At 61.7% G+C, this 14166-nt stretch carries 13 protein-coding genes; 11 read left to right on the top strand and 2 right to left on the bottom strand.

Annotated features, from left to right (window positions below; genetic code table 11):
- Nucleotides 1-45: 45 nt before the first annotated feature.
- Entirely contained in the window at nucleotides 46-831 is a 786-nt protein-coding gene (locus tag FA04_RS32205; RefSeq protein WP_034796484.1) for a GntR family transcriptional regulator, read from the bottom strand.
- A gap of 165 nt (nucleotides 832-996) precedes the next feature.
- On the opposite strand from FA04_RS32205, the gene FA04_RS32200 reads away from it, so the two are divergent.
- The 5 genes from FA04_RS32200 to FA04_RS32180 all read left to right on the top strand — a co-directional run bounded on the left by FA04_RS32200 (nucleotide 997) and on the right by FA04_RS32180 (nucleotide 6717).
- On the top strand, nucleotides 997-1983 hold the full coding sequence (locus tag FA04_RS32200) for an ABC transporter substrate-binding protein (protein WP_034796482.1): 987 nt from the start codon (nucleotides 997-999) through the stop codon (nucleotides 1981-1983).
- Between the two features lie 139 nt (nucleotides 1984-2122).
- A complete protein-coding gene (locus FA04_RS32195; RefSeq protein WP_034796481.1) occupies nucleotides 2123-2902 on the top strand; it encodes an ABC transporter ATP-binding protein in 780 nt (259 codons plus the stop codon).
- Between the two features lie 7 nt (nucleotides 2903-2909).
- A complete protein-coding gene (locus FA04_RS32190) occupies nucleotides 2910-3833 on the top strand; it encodes an ABC transporter permease (RefSeq protein ID WP_034796480.1) in 924 nt (307 codons plus the stop codon).
- 12 nt (nucleotides 3834-3845) lie between these two features.
- Complete coding sequence (gene kynU, locus FA04_RS32185) at nucleotides 3846-5087, top strand: kynureninase (protein ID WP_034796479.1); 1242 nt, start codon at nucleotides 3846-3848, stop codon at nucleotides 5085-5087.
- Between the two features lie 199 nt (nucleotides 5088-5286).
- The gene (locus FA04_RS32180) at nucleotides 5287-6717 is read left to right on the top strand and encodes an NAD-dependent succinate-semialdehyde dehydrogenase (protein WP_034796477.1); all 1431 of its coding nucleotides are present in this window, start codon (nucleotides 5287-5289) and stop codon (nucleotides 6715-6717) included.
- A gap of 76 nt (nucleotides 6718-6793) precedes the next feature.
- Here the strand turns inward: FA04_RS32180 and FA04_RS32175 are convergent, their stop codons facing one another.
- Nucleotides 6794-7699, bottom strand: coding sequence for a LysR family transcriptional regulator (locus tag FA04_RS32175; protein ID WP_060580828.1), 906 nt, complete (start codon nucleotides 7697-7699; stop codon nucleotides 6794-6796).
- A 143-nt stretch (nucleotides 7700-7842) separates the two neighbouring features.
- On the opposite strand from FA04_RS32175, the gene FA04_RS32170 reads away from it, so the two are divergent.
- From FA04_RS32170 to FA04_RS32150, 6 genes are all read left to right on the top strand, one after another.
- On the top strand, nucleotides 7843-8799 hold the full coding sequence (locus FA04_RS32170; RefSeq protein WP_034796473.1) for a dihydrodipicolinate synthase family protein: 957 nt from the start codon (nucleotides 7843-7845) through the stop codon (nucleotides 8797-8799).
- Nucleotides 8800-8820: 21 nt separating this feature from the next.
- Nucleotides 8821-9363 carry a 3-hydroxyanthranilate 3,4-dioxygenase gene (locus FA04_RS32165; protein ID WP_034796471.1) on the top strand — a complete coding sequence of 181 codons (543 nt, stop codon included), beginning with the start codon at nucleotides 8821-8823 and terminating at the stop codon, nucleotides 9361-9363.
- Nucleotides 9364-9392: 29 nt separating this feature from the next.
- On the top strand, nucleotides 9393-10199 hold the full coding sequence (locus tag FA04_RS32160) for an aspartate dehydrogenase (RefSeq protein WP_034796469.1): 807 nt from the start codon (nucleotides 9393-9395) through the stop codon (nucleotides 10197-10199).
- Between the two features lie 783 nt (nucleotides 10200-10982).
- Nucleotides 10983-11159, top strand: a complete 177-nt coding sequence (locus FA04_RS35745) for a hypothetical protein (protein ID WP_167550733.1) — start codon at nucleotides 10983-10985, stop codon at nucleotides 11157-11159.
- 102 nt (nucleotides 11160-11261) lie between these two features.
- Nucleotides 11262-13169 (top strand): sensor domain-containing diguanylate cyclase, encoded by a 1908-nt coding sequence (locus FA04_RS32155; RefSeq protein WP_234798830.1) that lies wholly within the window; start codon nucleotides 11262-11264, stop codon nucleotides 13167-13169.
- Between the two features lie 398 nt (nucleotides 13170-13567).
- Nucleotides 13568-13870, top strand: a complete 303-nt coding sequence (locus tag FA04_RS32150; protein WP_034796466.1) for an alkylphosphonate utilization protein — start codon at nucleotides 13568-13570, stop codon at nucleotides 13868-13870.
- Nucleotides 13871-14166 lie beyond the last annotated feature (296 nt).

Raw genomic sequence — 14166 nt, 5'->3', positions numbered from 1 at the left:
AACAGGGTCGCTTTCCCCATAACAATCGCCTTAATCAGCATTAATTCATGCGGATTTCTTATGAGTTCCCGGGCGTGTTGATGGTTTGCGGGATGCAGATGACGCAGCTTCCCCTTCCTCGACGGCGTAGACTTCGAGCGGATAGCCGAAATGCTCGTCCATCAGGATCCGAGCGCGTTCGGCGTTGCGGTCGAGTACGGCCTCCATCAGCTCGGTGTGCGGACCGATTGATTGCGCCTTATGCAGCGCGGCCATGGCCTCCGCGTAGCCGGCCGTCTCTCCGTGCGCCACGCGCAGGACTGGGGCGAAGGCGAGGAACCGGTAGTGGCGTTGGAGCTGGTCGGAGATGGTCGAGCGGAAGTGCATCAGCCAACTCGATTGCGCAGCGCTCAAGAGGGCGGCGTGAAATGCCTCGTGCCGTTCCATCCAGGTATCCACGGCAAGGTCGGAAGAATCCTCGACGATCGTCTTGCAGCGAGACAGACGGTAGTGCGCCGTGACGATCGCCGATTCCCATTCCGAGCCGCCGCGCTCCATGGCTTCCAGCAATAGAGGGATTTCGACGACCGCGCGCGCCTTCGTCAGATCCTCCAGCCCCTTGCGCGACACGGGTGCGACGGTGAAGCCGCGGTTGGAGATCGCCACTACCAGCCGCTCGGCCTCCAGCCGTGACAGTGCCTCTCGAAGAGGTGTCCGCCCGACATCATAGGTCTTGCTCAGAAGGTCGGGCCGCAACGGCGCCCCCGGTTGCAGGCGGGCCATGAGGATCTCGGTCCGCAAAATCCTGTAGGCGGCCTCTGTTTTTGTGCTGTTTTCCTGCTCGTCGACCAAAGGCACCTCCAAAATTCACCGCCCGAATGTTCGGTAATCATATATGCGAGAATAATATATGATAATCGCCAATTGCTATAAGTGTATACTATATCGTTGACTTTGCCGTTGGGCTGCGCTTCCTCATCGCTCGTGCTGTCACTGCAACAGCTGGAGGAGGAACACATGGCGACGACAAAATCGAAACTCATCACAGGCCTGATGGCGGCGGGCCTGGTGCTTGCCGGCATCGGTTCGGCGGCTGCCGATCCGATCCGCATCGGCATCGCCAATTTCGGCGAACACCCACCGCTCAACGCCGCCATCGCCGGCTTCAAGGCGGCGCTCGCCGAAAACGGCTTCGTCGAGGGCAAGGACGTCGTCTACACGGAGAGCCACACCAATTTCGACGCCTCGCTGGTGCCGCAGATGATCGCCAAGCTGCAGGCCGAACAGCCAAAGCTCGTATACACCGTCACCACCCCGGTTTCGCAGATCGCCAAGAAGGCGCTCGCAGGCTCCGGCATCCCGGTGATCTTCACGGCCGTGACCGATCCGGTCGCGGCCAAGCTCGTGCCTTCCCGCGAAAGCGGTGATGACGGCATCACCGGTGCGACCGACAGCCAGGACATGGCGGCGGTGCTCGACTTCACCAGGAAGCTCCTGCCGAACGCCAAGCGGGTCGGTCTGCCTTACAATCCGGGCGAGGCCAACGACGTCGCGCTGCTCGAAGCTGTGCGCAAAATTGCGCCTGAGCAGGGCTTTGAAGTCGTCGAAGTCGGCGTCGACAACCTCAACGACATCCAGCAGCGCATCACCTCGCTCTCCGGTAAGGTCGACGTCATCTATGGCCCGACCTCCAACATGATCCAGCCGGCGATCGCGGCGGTCGCGTCGGCCGCGCGCCAGGCGGGCATCCCGGTCGTCAATGCCGTCGATACTGCCGTACAGGAGGGTTTCGTGCCGGCAAGCTTTGCCGTCAACTACGAGCAGGTCGGCAAGAATGCCGGCAAGATTGCGGCTGAAGTCTTGAAGGGCAAGGACCCGAAGTCCATTGCTCCTGTTTTCCCTGCCTATGAGGACCACCAGGCACTGATCTCGAAGAAGGCGATGGCCGCCTTCGGCGTCGAGATCCCGGCTTCGCTCGCCGACTGCAACTGCATCGTCGAGTAATCCGACGCCAGCTACGGCGGCGGCCACGACGCCGCCGTCCATGAGCGCGCCGCGCGCGCCCTGTCCATTCGTATTTACATGAATTCCGGAAGCAAGGCTGCGGAGGCGGCCTCTACGGAATTGCTCAGAGGAGGAACGGATGCTCGAAATCCGATCTGCACGAAAGGTCTTCTACAAGGGGCAGCCCGACGAGAAGATCGCCCTCAACGATCTCAGCCTGACGCTTCCGACCGGCAACTTCGCCATCGTCATCGGATCGAACGGCGCCGGCAAGAGCAGCATGCTCAATGCCATTTCCGGCGCGCTCATGCTCGATTCAGGCAAGATCCTCATCAACGGCGACGATGTGACGGCACTGCCCGTGCACAAACGTGCGACACGGGTGGCCCGGGTCTTCCAGGATCCGATGAAAGGCACCGCCGCCTCGATGACGGTTGCGGAAAACATGCTACTTGCCGAATTGCGCGGCAAGAAACTTGGCCTTGGCCGTGGCCTCAATGCCAGGCGGCTCGCAAGCTACCGCGAACGCCTCGCTGCGCTGAACCTCGGGCTCGAAAACCGACTGGACACGCGCGTCGAACTGCTTTCAGGCGGCCAGCGGCAATCGCTTTCGCTGATCATGGCGACGTGCGACCAGCCGGATCTGCTGCTCCTCGACGAGCATACCGCAGCCCTCGATCCCCGCACGGCTGACATCGTCATGCAGGCGACGGTACGCGCGGTCGAAGCCTTCAATCTCACCACGCTGATGGTGACGCACAACATGCAGCACGCCGTCGATTTCGGCCATAGCGTGGTGATGCTCGATGCCGGCCAGATCCGGCTCGAGATCACCGGCGCGGAAAAGGCCGAGGTCACGATCCCGAAACTCATTGGTCACTTCGGCATGAAGACCGACCGGATGCTGCTCGCAAGCTGAGACGGACATGGAAACGGTTTCTATGATATTTTCGAACTTCATCACGCTCGTCCCGGTCACGCTGGCGCAGAGCCTCATCCTTTCCTTCATCGTTCTCGGCATCATGCTGCCGTTCCGCACACTGAATTTTCCGGACCTGACGAGCGAGGGCGCATTCCCGCTCGGCGGCTGCGTCTGCGCGCTGTCGCTCGCCGGTGGCGCACCCGGTTGGCTGGCGATCCTCGTTGCGATGGCCGCAGGCTTCCTGGCGGGTAGCTGCACGGCCTTCGTGCATCTGCGCTTCCGCATCCACACGCTGCTTGCCGGCATTCTGATGATGACGATGCTCTACTCGATCAATCTGCGGCTGATGGGCAAGTCCAACCTCTCGGTGTACGGCACGCCAACCATTTTCGATGGCGTACCCTTTGCCGAGCCGGGTTTCCCGGTCGCGAAGATCGTCGTTGCAGGACTGCTCGGCATTGCCGTCTATTGCCTTTTGAACCTCTATTTCCGGACCGAACGCGGAACGGCCATGCGCGCCGTCGGCTCCAACCCGGATATGGCGGAAGCGCAGGGGATCAGCATCTGGGCCTTCACCATCGGTGGGGTCGGTCTAGCCGGTGCCTTCTCGGCCACCAGCGGCGCGCTCATGGTGCAGTCGCAGGGGTTTGCGGACGTCAACATGGGCATCGGTACGCTGATCAACGGCCTTGCGGCGCTGATGATCGGCGAAGCCATTGTCGGCAAGCAGACGATCCGGCGCCAGCTTGCGGCACCCTTCGTCGGAGCCATCGTCTACTACCAGCTTGTCTCGCTCTGCCTTGCCGCCGGCATGCCGCCGACCGACCTGAAACTTGCCACCGGCCTCTTCGTGCTCGCCATGCTGGCGCTCCCAACCCTCAAGCGCGCCCGCGGCCCCATGCCGGCCCGCGAAACCGTCCGTGAATAGAAGGACTGCCCCATGAACATCGATATCCATGCTGTCGAGGCGCTCGACCGCGACGACCCGCTCGCGGCCTTCAAGAAGCGCTTTGATTTGCCCGAAGGCGTCATCTATCTCGACGGCAATTCGCTCGGCGCGGCGCTCTTTGCCTCCTATGCCGAAATCGAGAAGGCCGCGAAACTCGAATGGGGCCGCGACCTCATTCGCAGCTGGAACACGGCTGGCTGGTTCGCCCTGCCGCTGACGCTCGGCGACCGCGTCGGCCGCCTCATTGGCGCAGCACCCGGCCAGACGGCCGTGACCGACCACACCTCGGCCAATGTCTACAAGGCGCTGCACGCCGCACTCGGCCTCAATGCGGAGCGCAAGGTCATTGTCGCGGAAAGCGAGAGCTTCCCGACCGATCTTTACATGGCTGAGGGCGTGATTGCGACGCGGCCCGGTACCGTCCTGCGGCTTGAGGGCGTCGATGGCCCGCGGATCGAAGACGTGATCGACGAGAGCGTCGCCGTGGTGCTCGTCAATCACGTCAACTACAAGACCGGCGCTCTGCGCGATATGGCGGCGCTGACCAAGCGCGCGCACGATGTGGGTGCGCTCGTCGTCTGGGATCTCTGCCATTCGGCCGGTGCGCTGCCGGTGGAACTCGATCGCTGCAACGTCGATTTCGCCGTCGGTTGCACCTACAAGTATCTGAATGGTGGCCCCGGTGCGCCAGCCTTTATCTATGTTGCCAGGCGCCATCAGGAAAAGGCCAGCCAACCGCTCAGTGGCTGGTGGGGCCACGCCCGTCCATTCGCTTTCGAGCGCAATTACGACGGCGGCGCGGGCATCTTGCGCTTCCTCTCCGGCACGCAGCCAATCTTGTCGCTGCGCACGCTTTCGGCCGCGCTCGATCTTTGGGATGAAGTGGACATGACGGCCATCCGCCGGAAGAGCATCGCACTCACCGACCTCTTCATAAAGCTCGTCGAAGCGCGTTGCGGCGCGCATGGCCTGAAGCTGGTCGGTCCAAGGGACGGCACGGTGCGCGGCAGCCAGGTCTCCTTCGAGCACGAGGGGGCCTATGAAATCATGCAGGCTCTGATCGAGCGGGGCGTCATCGGTGACTTCCGCGCCCCGGCCACCATCCGTTTCGGTTTCACACCGCTCTATACGAATTTTAAGGATGTGTGGAACGCCGTGGACGTGCTGCATGACGTGATGGAGACTGGCGCTTGGCGCGACGCCCGCTTTGCTGTCCGTAGCGCCGTGACCTGATCGCGATCGCTTGTGAAAAATGGAAAAGCGCTTTCCCTGTCCGGGAAGGCGCTTTTTTTCGTTTGGGCTGGCTCGAGACTTATCACATCTCGATATCAATTCATTCAACCTATGTGGATTGTTATATTAGACCGCTGATTGCATCCATTACCGGAACAGGAAGGCGCAGCCTCTGAAGGAATGGCGAAAAGGCAATCTCATGGCTCAGGATACGCATGCTCAGCTCTATATCGGCGGCAAATGGAGGGCGACCTCTGAGACGCTCGCCGTCATCAACCCCGCCAATGAGGATGTCATCGGCAAGGTGGCGGTCGCCCGCGAGACGGATCTCGCCGACGCAACGGACGCTGCCTGGCAGGGCTTTCAGGCCTGGAGCCGGACATCGCCGGCTGCCCGCGCGGCGATCATCCTGAAGGCGGCCCAGCTTATGCGCGAGCGCTCAGAGGAGATCGCGCGTTCGATCACGCTCGAAAACGGCAAGCCGCTTTCCGAGGCGCGGTCCGAGGTCATTCGCGGTTGCGAATTCTTCGAATGGGACGCCGGCGAATGCGTGCGTCTCTACGGCCGGGTTATCCCGAGCGCGCCGGGCATCCGCTACATCGTGCTGCAGGAACCGATCGGCCCGGTCGCGGCGTTCTCGCCCTGGAACTTCCCGATGAGCCAGCCCGCCCGCAAGATCGGCGGCGCACTTGCGGCCGGCTGCTCCATCATCATGAAGGCGTCCGAGGAGACGCCAACCGGCGTCGTGCACATAGCGCGGGCGTTCCACGATGCAGGCCTTCCTGCCGGTGTACTCAACCTCGTCTTCGGCCACCCCGCCGAAATCTCAGGCTATCTCATCCCTCAGGACCGGATCCGCATGGTCGCCTTCACCGGCTCGACCGTCATCGGAAAGCACCTGACGACGCTCGCTTCGCAAGTGATGAAACCGGCGCTGATGGAACTTGGCGGCCACGCGCCCGTCATCGTCTGCGAGGATGCCGATCCGGTTGCGGCCGGCATTGCCTGCGCCACCCGCAAGTATCGCAATTCCGGCCAGGTCTGCACCTCGCCGACGCGCTTCTTCGTGCACGAAACGCTCTACAGGCGCTTCACCGACGCCTTCGTGGAGAAGGCGCGTTCGATCAAGGTCGGTGACGGCCTCGACGCAGGGACGCAGATGGGCCCGGTGGCCAACGATCGCCGCATCGCTGCCCTCCAGGAGCTTGTCGACGATGCACGCGCAAAGGGCGCCCGCATCCTGTGCGGCGGCGGACGTCTGGACGGCAAGGGCTACTTCTTCGCGCCGACCGCGATTGCCGATCTGCCGGATGATGCCCGCGCGCTCAGCGAAGAGCCCTTCGGCCCGCTCGCGCTGATCAATCCGGTTGCCTCGATCGACGAAGCGCTTACGAAAGCGAATGCGCTTCCGTTTGGTCTTGCCGCCTATGGCTTCACCAACTCGGCCGCCAACATCGACCGCCTGATGCAGGGCATCGAGGCCGGCAATCTTTCGATCAACACGCTCGAGGCCTCCGTCGCCGAAACGCCGTTCGGTGGCGTCAAGGAAAGCGGCCTTGGCCGCGAGGGTGGCGCGGAGGGCCTGCATCACTACACCGTCGTCAAGAACGTCTCGCTGCGCACCGCCTGACGGCATCGCGCGCCGCAATGAATGGATGATCAGGCCGACACCGCTGTCTGGGTGGTTTCGGCCTTCTTGCGTTCCATCAGCCGACAACCGGGACCATGTCGCGCAGCACCTTGCGCAGCAGTGTGCGCACCGCGAGCGTCGCGGGGGAGGGCGTGCGTTCGCGCGCCGTGATGACAGAGACATCGCGGGCAATCGACGGCTCGACCAACGGGCGGGCTGAGATCTTCCGACCGTTGAGGCCGGTAAAGGCATAGGTCGGCAGGATGGCAACCCCCGCCTCCCGCTCGACGAGCGAAAGGGCCGTGTTGATCTGGTGCACTTCGAGAGAAGGGCGCAGTGGCACGCCGGCGCTTTCGAAGCCGACCTCGGTCAGAAGACGGATATTGCTTTCGCGCGTCAGCGTGATGATCGGCTGGTCGGAAAGCGCGGACCAGGCCACTTCGGCCTTCGTGCAGATGGCGTGGCCCTCGGGCGCAAAAACCATCAGCTGGTCGCGCAGCACGCGTTGGATCTCAAGGCCGTCCTCGTCGCTGGCAAAGGTGCCGACGCCGAGGTCGCAGAGGCCACTGCGCACCCGGGGCGCGATCATGTCCGTCACGACGTCCTCGATCCTGAGTTTGAGGTTCGGATGGCTTTGAGCGACTTCCTGCAGCAGGCGCGGCAGCACGGTTGCGCCAAGGAAGGGCGGGGCGGCGATGCGCACCAGGCCCGTTCTCAGTTGCCCGAGATCGTGCACCGCATCGACGGCGCGCTCGATTTCCGCAAGGCCGGGCAGCGCGGCCGCCGCAAAGACCCGACCGGCCTCGGTCAGTTCGACGCGTCGGGTCGTGCGGTCGAAGAGCCGCGCGCCGAGCAGCGCCTCGAGGTCGCGGATCGCATGCGAGATGCCGGCCTGGCTGGTGCGCAAGCGTTCGGCGGCGCGGGAGAAGTTGCCGAGTTCGACCACGGCCTGAAAACACTTGATCTGACGGAGATTGAGCATCGCGGGATCCATACTGATTTCGGCATGAATATATACAGACTATGTGTCTTAATGAATAAAAAAATCCTGCGCTAAATGCGCCGAGAGAGAGACCGGAGCGGTTGCTTCACGCGCCACCGGACGGACATGCGACAGGGAGCGTCATGAAATACCAGCGTAAAGATGCAAAGGCCCATTCCCGTGCCACAATGCGCGGCATCTGGGCGGCGGCGAACACGCCGTTTACGGCCGATGGCGCCATCGACGAAGAGGGCTACCGCCGCAATGTCGAGCATTGGATTTCCGATCTCGGTATCGACGGCCTCTTCATTGCCGGCAAGCAGGGTGAGTTCTTCTCCATGTCGGTCGACGAGCGCAAGCGGATGTTCGATCTATCGGTGGAAGCGGCCGGAGGACGGGCGCAGACGATCATGTCCTGCTCCGACCAGAACATGGATGTGGTGATCGATCTTGCCCGTCATGCGCAGGCCTGCGGCGCCGACTACATCGTCGTGCATGCGCCGATCCTGCATTTCTTCAAGCAGCAGGACGAAACGCTGCTGCGCTACTATGAGGCCATCGCCTCAAAGGTGGATATCGGCATGGCGCTGTGGTCGCATCCCGACAGCGGCTATCTGATGAGCCCGGAACTGTGCAACCGGCTTGCCGACATCGAGACGGTGGTAGCGATCAAGTATTCGGTGCCGCGCGCCATGTACAAGGCGCTGACGGCGCTCGCCGGCGACCGCATCCTCGTCTCGACCGCTTCGGAAGAGGAATGGCTGGATAACGTCTTGGAACTCGGTTGGCAGCTTTATCTCTGCTCGTCGCCACCCTACACGCTCCAGACCAAGGCCGACCGGCGCATGGCCGAGTACACAGCACTCGCCTTTGCCGGAAAGGCCGAGGAGAGCCGCGCCGTCAGCGCGAGCCTGCAAGGGGTGCGTGACGCCTTCCGCAAGTCCAAGCCCGCGGAAAAGCCCCATGCGCACCAGAAGTACTGGCAGGAACTGCTTGGCCAAGTGGGGGGAGCCGTCCGCCAGCCACTGCTGGAGCTGACGGATGCGGAAAAGAGACTGACCAGAGCCGCCTTCGAGGAATGCGGCCTGAAACTGCGCTGAACGGGACAGGGAGGAATATCGATGACGAAGCTCAAGGCGTTCAATCTGCAAAAGTGGATCGACGAGCACAAGCACCTGCTGAAGCCGCCGGTCGGCAACCAACAGATCTGGAAAGACGCCGACCTCATGGTGACGATAGTCGGTGGCCCCAACAAGCGCACCGACTATCACGACGATCCCGTCGAGGAGTTCTTCTACCAGCTAAAGGGCGACATGGTGCTGAAGCTCTATGACGGCAAGGAATTCTACGACGTGCCGATCCGGGAGGGCGACATCTTCCTGCTGCCGCCGCATGTGCGCCACTCGCCGCAGCGGCCGATGGTGGGATCGATCGGCCTTGTGATCGAGCCCACGCGGCCTGAGGGCCTGCTCGACGCTGTCGAATGGTACTGCTTCGAATGCACGGAGCTTGTGCACCGCGCGGAGGTAGACCTCGAATCCATCGTCGACGATCTGCCGCCGATCTATCAGGCCTTCTATGCGGACGAAAAGCTGCGCACGTGCCCGAAATGCGGAACCGTGCACCCCGGCAAGACCCCGCCCGAGGGCTGGGTGACGCTCTGAACCCGGCAGCCAACCAGCAAAGGATCGTCATGTCGAAAGTCGAAGCCATCTGCCTCGTGGGCTGGGGCGCCATCGGACAGCGGGTGGCAGCACTTCTTAAGGCGCGGGGCGCGAACGCCCGGATTGTCGGGATCGCCGTGCGCGATCCCAGGGAAATCGAAGCGACCATGCCGGAAGGGGCGGTTCATGTTGCCGGTCCAGAAGCGCTGACGGCGACCGGCGCGACGTTGGTCGTCGAGGCGGCGAGCCGCGAAAGCGTCCAGCCCTTCGCCCGGGCGGCATTGGCGGCGGGCATGGATTTCGCGGTGTCCTCGACCTCGGCCCTGGTGGATGCCACCGTGCTCGACGAACTCGTGGAACTTGCGCGGCGCAACGGTTGCAAGCTTATCATACCGCCGGGCGCTCTCGGCGGCATCGATGCGCTCTCGGCGGCCTCACGGTTGGGGCTGGACAGCGTGGAGCACATCATCACCAAGCCCGCGAGGGCCTGGTTTGGGACGCCCGCCGAAGAGTGCTGTCGCCTAGGCGAACTTCAGGAAGCGGAAGCTTTCTTTGCAGGATCGGCCGCTGAGGCGGCGACGGCCTTTCCGCAAAATGCCAATGTGGCGGCGACCATCTCCCTTGCCGGCATCGGTATGGAACATACGCGTGTGCAGCTCGTCGCCGATCCCAAAGCAGTGGAAAACACGCACAGCATTATCGCCCGCGGCGCCTTCGGCACACTCGAAATCCGCCTTCAGAACCGCCCGCTCGCAACCAATCCGAAATCCTCGGAGATGACGGCACTGAACCTCGTTCGCCTGATCGAGAACAGGACAAGCGCGCTTGTCCTTTAGTCGGTAGCTGCCGCTCGACTGCTCGGCCATTGCCGTTCCGGGCAGATCTTTGTGCTGCCGGCAACCGCATGCGCCGCTCGATCCGTTGGCTCTATTGAAACCACCTTTGGCATCGTCGGTGAAAGGCATCACGCGTGCGGTGGTGCTTGAACGCCCAGACGTTGCGGGGGCAGTCGCTCCGACGCGGGTTTTCACGCTCTTCCTAGCAAGCCGTCGGCCGATCCAGGAGAGGTAGGAGGTGGTTTTTCCTGCTGTCAACGGGGGATAATCGGGACAGAATCGCATTGCGCGAAAGCTCCGCGATACAGTGATGCGCGCCAAGGTGCCTGCTGCCGAACGAAGGCTGGATCAACTTCTTGCCCGCCAGGCTCGTCTCGAAGGAGAGCGAGATGGTCACCGCGAAGTTCGAACCCCGGCAAAACGTCTAGAGCGCGGGTTGATGCCGCAGAGGAAGTAACGATGGCCGGCGAGCGACGTAAGCCTGCGACTGGCTCGATGCCTGTCTTTGTGAAGCCCGTTTCGGGAACAAGAGCGAGGCGCAGCCGTTCTACGGTCAGACCTGCCTCATCGAGCCCGCACATGGAGCAACGGCCGAAGGGAAGAGATCTGACAGCGGCGTCAGCGCAAACGCGCCCCTACCCGAATGGACGCAGCGCGCTGCAGCATACTGCCACACCCACAGTGAAAACACGCCCGTTTCTCGCACGACCTTCGGGCAAGGTCCGCTTGCGAGACGAATGCGTTGCGATAGAGTTGCTCTGCGATTCGTCGCCTGGAGGAAAGATGCGTCAGCAGACAAAGCCGTTTATCGTTGAGATCAAGCAATCCCGAAAGCTTAAACCCAACGGCGAAAAACTATCGATCTGGGGGAAACTGGATTTGAGCGTTGCCGAAGAGCACGTGGCATCCGAGAACCCAGTAGAGGCACCGGCCGCCATCGAAAGCGGCGACCGGCTCTAGCGCGCGATCGGCGCAAACCCTCAAAGAGCCATCTCAAACATCCGTCGTGTCCGGTTACAGTTCATGAAGAGAGGCGGTCGCGCGCTCTTCTGGAGCGGCCGCATGGATGATTGCCCGCTTGTCGTCGTCCAGCGCCTTGCGCCAGAATTGAAGACAGGAAGTGTGAGCGGGCCGCGGTTCGCGTTCAGGCGCTATAGCAAGGTCGGCGCCTTTCGCCGAGCCGATAACAGGCGCGTTTTTGCGGCGCTTAATGGTATCGAAAGCTTCTGGCTGTATCGAAGCCCTATGCTTGGGGGTGGGTTTCGAAGTCGTGCTTTGGCAGTATTTCTGCTTTTGTTGATGCTGACGCACCTCGGCGTTGGATCGACCCACGCTGGTGATTCCAGCAACATTCGCAATTCCTGCTGGGCATCCGGCCGCATCTCAGAGAACGTGATCACCATAGCTTTGGCAGCCGAGCGGTGGTCCTGTGATGACCGGAAATTCTCGATTGATTCCGAACGAGTGCTGCTTCGCTTCGATCTCAGGCCGGGCGATAGCCCTCCTCGATACTTTCTCTCCAGGCGGAGCGCACTTGAGGCGGTGCATCTCCTTGCAATCGACCAGGACGGCGCGGTGCGGCAAGCCTCCGTTTCTGCAGCAGCGTTGCCCAGCTCAATGGCCGGTGGGTATTTCAAGGCTCCCCTGCCTGTAGTGACAGATGCGACGCGGCAAGTCGTCGTCGCAATCGATTTGCCTAGCCATCGGATGACACTGGAGCGAGCATATCTGGCACCAGTGGATGTCGCAGTCGATAGCATCGACGATATGCAACTCCTGACGTTCGTCGCAGGCCTAGCTGGCATGCTCGCCATGCTTCTGATCTTCAATGCGGCGTTCTATCGGATCCTGCGCGAACCTTTTGTTCTCTGGCACTCGGCTTTGACGCTGTCGTTGCTGATGACCATTATGACCTCATCAAGTTTGTCAGTCGTATTTTTCGACCCGCCGGCGATGACTTTGAGCTGGATGACCACCTTGCTCTTCGGGATGACGGTCGCATCAGGAGCGATGTTTACGTACAGCTTCATCGAACCTGGACTGATGCATCCTGCACTACGGCGTCTGCTACCCTATTGTGCGGCATCGGCATTGTTCCTGAGTGCGTTTCACGCGGCATTCCCGTTCGTTGCGCGGCCAATACAATTGACCGCGTACACGGCTGCGTTTGCACCGATCCTCATCATTTTCATACTGTCGATGATCGACGCATTGCGCCGCGGGAGCCGCGCGGCAAAATTTCAGGCAGTCGGATACACGCCAATGATCGCGGTCGGCTTGATCCGTCTGGTGACGGGCGTCGTACCCTGGTTCGACAGCATCGACGCCACGCTCGCGTTTTATGCTGGCTGTCTATTCGAAGCCCTCTTTACCACGCTCGGCGTAGCTGATCGCTTCGTGACCATGAAGCGGGAGCGAGATCGCGCACGCATCGAAGCCGATCTGCTTGAACGGCTTTCCGAAACGGACCCATTGACGGGCTTGCTCAATCGTCGAGCTATTGAGGGACAGTTCGCGCAGCTTCGAGCTGATGGCTTTGCAACATTGGCGGTCATTGACCTTGATCATTTCAAGTCAATCAATGACGTAAACGGACATGCCGTTGGAGATGCCGTGCTCAAAGCTGTAGCCAATGCTTTCCAGACAGGGCCGGACGTGCGGGCATACCGTCTTGGCGGTGAAGAATTTGTACTTCTCTTGCGCGGCAATGATGCCGCCACCCTCGCCGAACGCCGGCGACAGGCAATTCCGGTAATTGTCGCCAGTACCGTTCCGGGTCTCGAGCGACCTGTAACCGCCAGCATGGGAGTGGCGGATACCTTCGGCGATGAAGGTTTCGAGAAACTCTATGAACGGGCCGACAAGCTCCTCTACGAAGCAAAGAGCGCGGGCCGAAATCGAACTCGGAGCACCATCAAGGCAGAGACGGATCTGGAAATCTTTGTGAAAGAACAGGCCTTCGCCAACTAGAGCACTCACAGTGCTGAATGAACGGGGGCGGAGGTTGGTTGCGGGCTTGGCCATGTCTCTTTCTTTCGGGCCGCAGTGGTTCCGGCCCAGTGCCGAACCGGCGGAAGACGGCCGCTTCAATGTTCGGGCTCGGCCGGACAAGCGGAGACGATCTGCGGGCATACGAGGCAGTGCCCTGCGAAAGCAAGCGGGTCCGCTCCGCGCGCGGCGACGATGCCGGCCGCCACGCGGCGCAAATGCGGCCTTATAGCGGACGACCGACGTTTTAGATCGCAGCAAAACCGAAGGACGAGCCGTGACATTTGCGTCAGCACCGCAGAGAAGGTAGGGGTGCACCCCTATTGCAGCGATCGCGGACGCGACCACTGCAAGATCCGAAAAACCATGCAAGGCAGACCATGAGCGACCAGAACGACGACTACGTGTACGACGATGTAACGGGTGAGTGGCGGCCAGCCTCCGAACTTGCTGCCGAGAAAGCAAGAGCCGCCGAGGTTCGCGATGCGTCAGGGACCGTCCTTGCAGATGGCGACTCAGTCGTTTTGATCAAGGATCTCAAGGTAAAGGGTGCCGGGCAAACGCTGAAGCAGGGAACGGTGATCAAGTCGATCCGGCTAACTGATAATCCTGAAGAAATCGATTGCCGCCATGAGGCGATCAAAGGTCTTGTTCTACGCACTGAGTTTGTTCGCAAACGCTAGACGTTCGAAGCGTAACAGGTGATCGGCAGTCCTGAAGCGGCGCCGACGTCTTCGGAAGCCACCAGCTTGAGGGCCGAGGAGTTGTCGCCGCTTAGCCCAGCGGTTTGGTCGGCGTTCTCGGCCGTTGTAGTGCCGACTCGCACTTCCAACGCATAGCGACAACGGAGCGCGACTAAGCGGATTGCGGCCCATGAGCTCGCAGTCGCGCTGGATGGCAGCCTGGTCCCAGGCTGCGGCCATCCGCTAGCTGCTTCTCTTGCCGCGCAACGGGAGGGCCGCCCTTTCGCCTACGGGAA

This window comes from Ensifer adhaerens (assembly GCF_000697965.2).
In the GTDB taxonomy this organism is placed as follows: domain Bacteria; phylum Pseudomonadota; class Alphaproteobacteria; order Rhizobiales; family Rhizobiaceae; genus Ensifer; species Ensifer adhaerens.
Note: the sequence above shows the minus strand (reverse complement) of the source record. Positions and strands in the feature narration are given on the sequence as shown.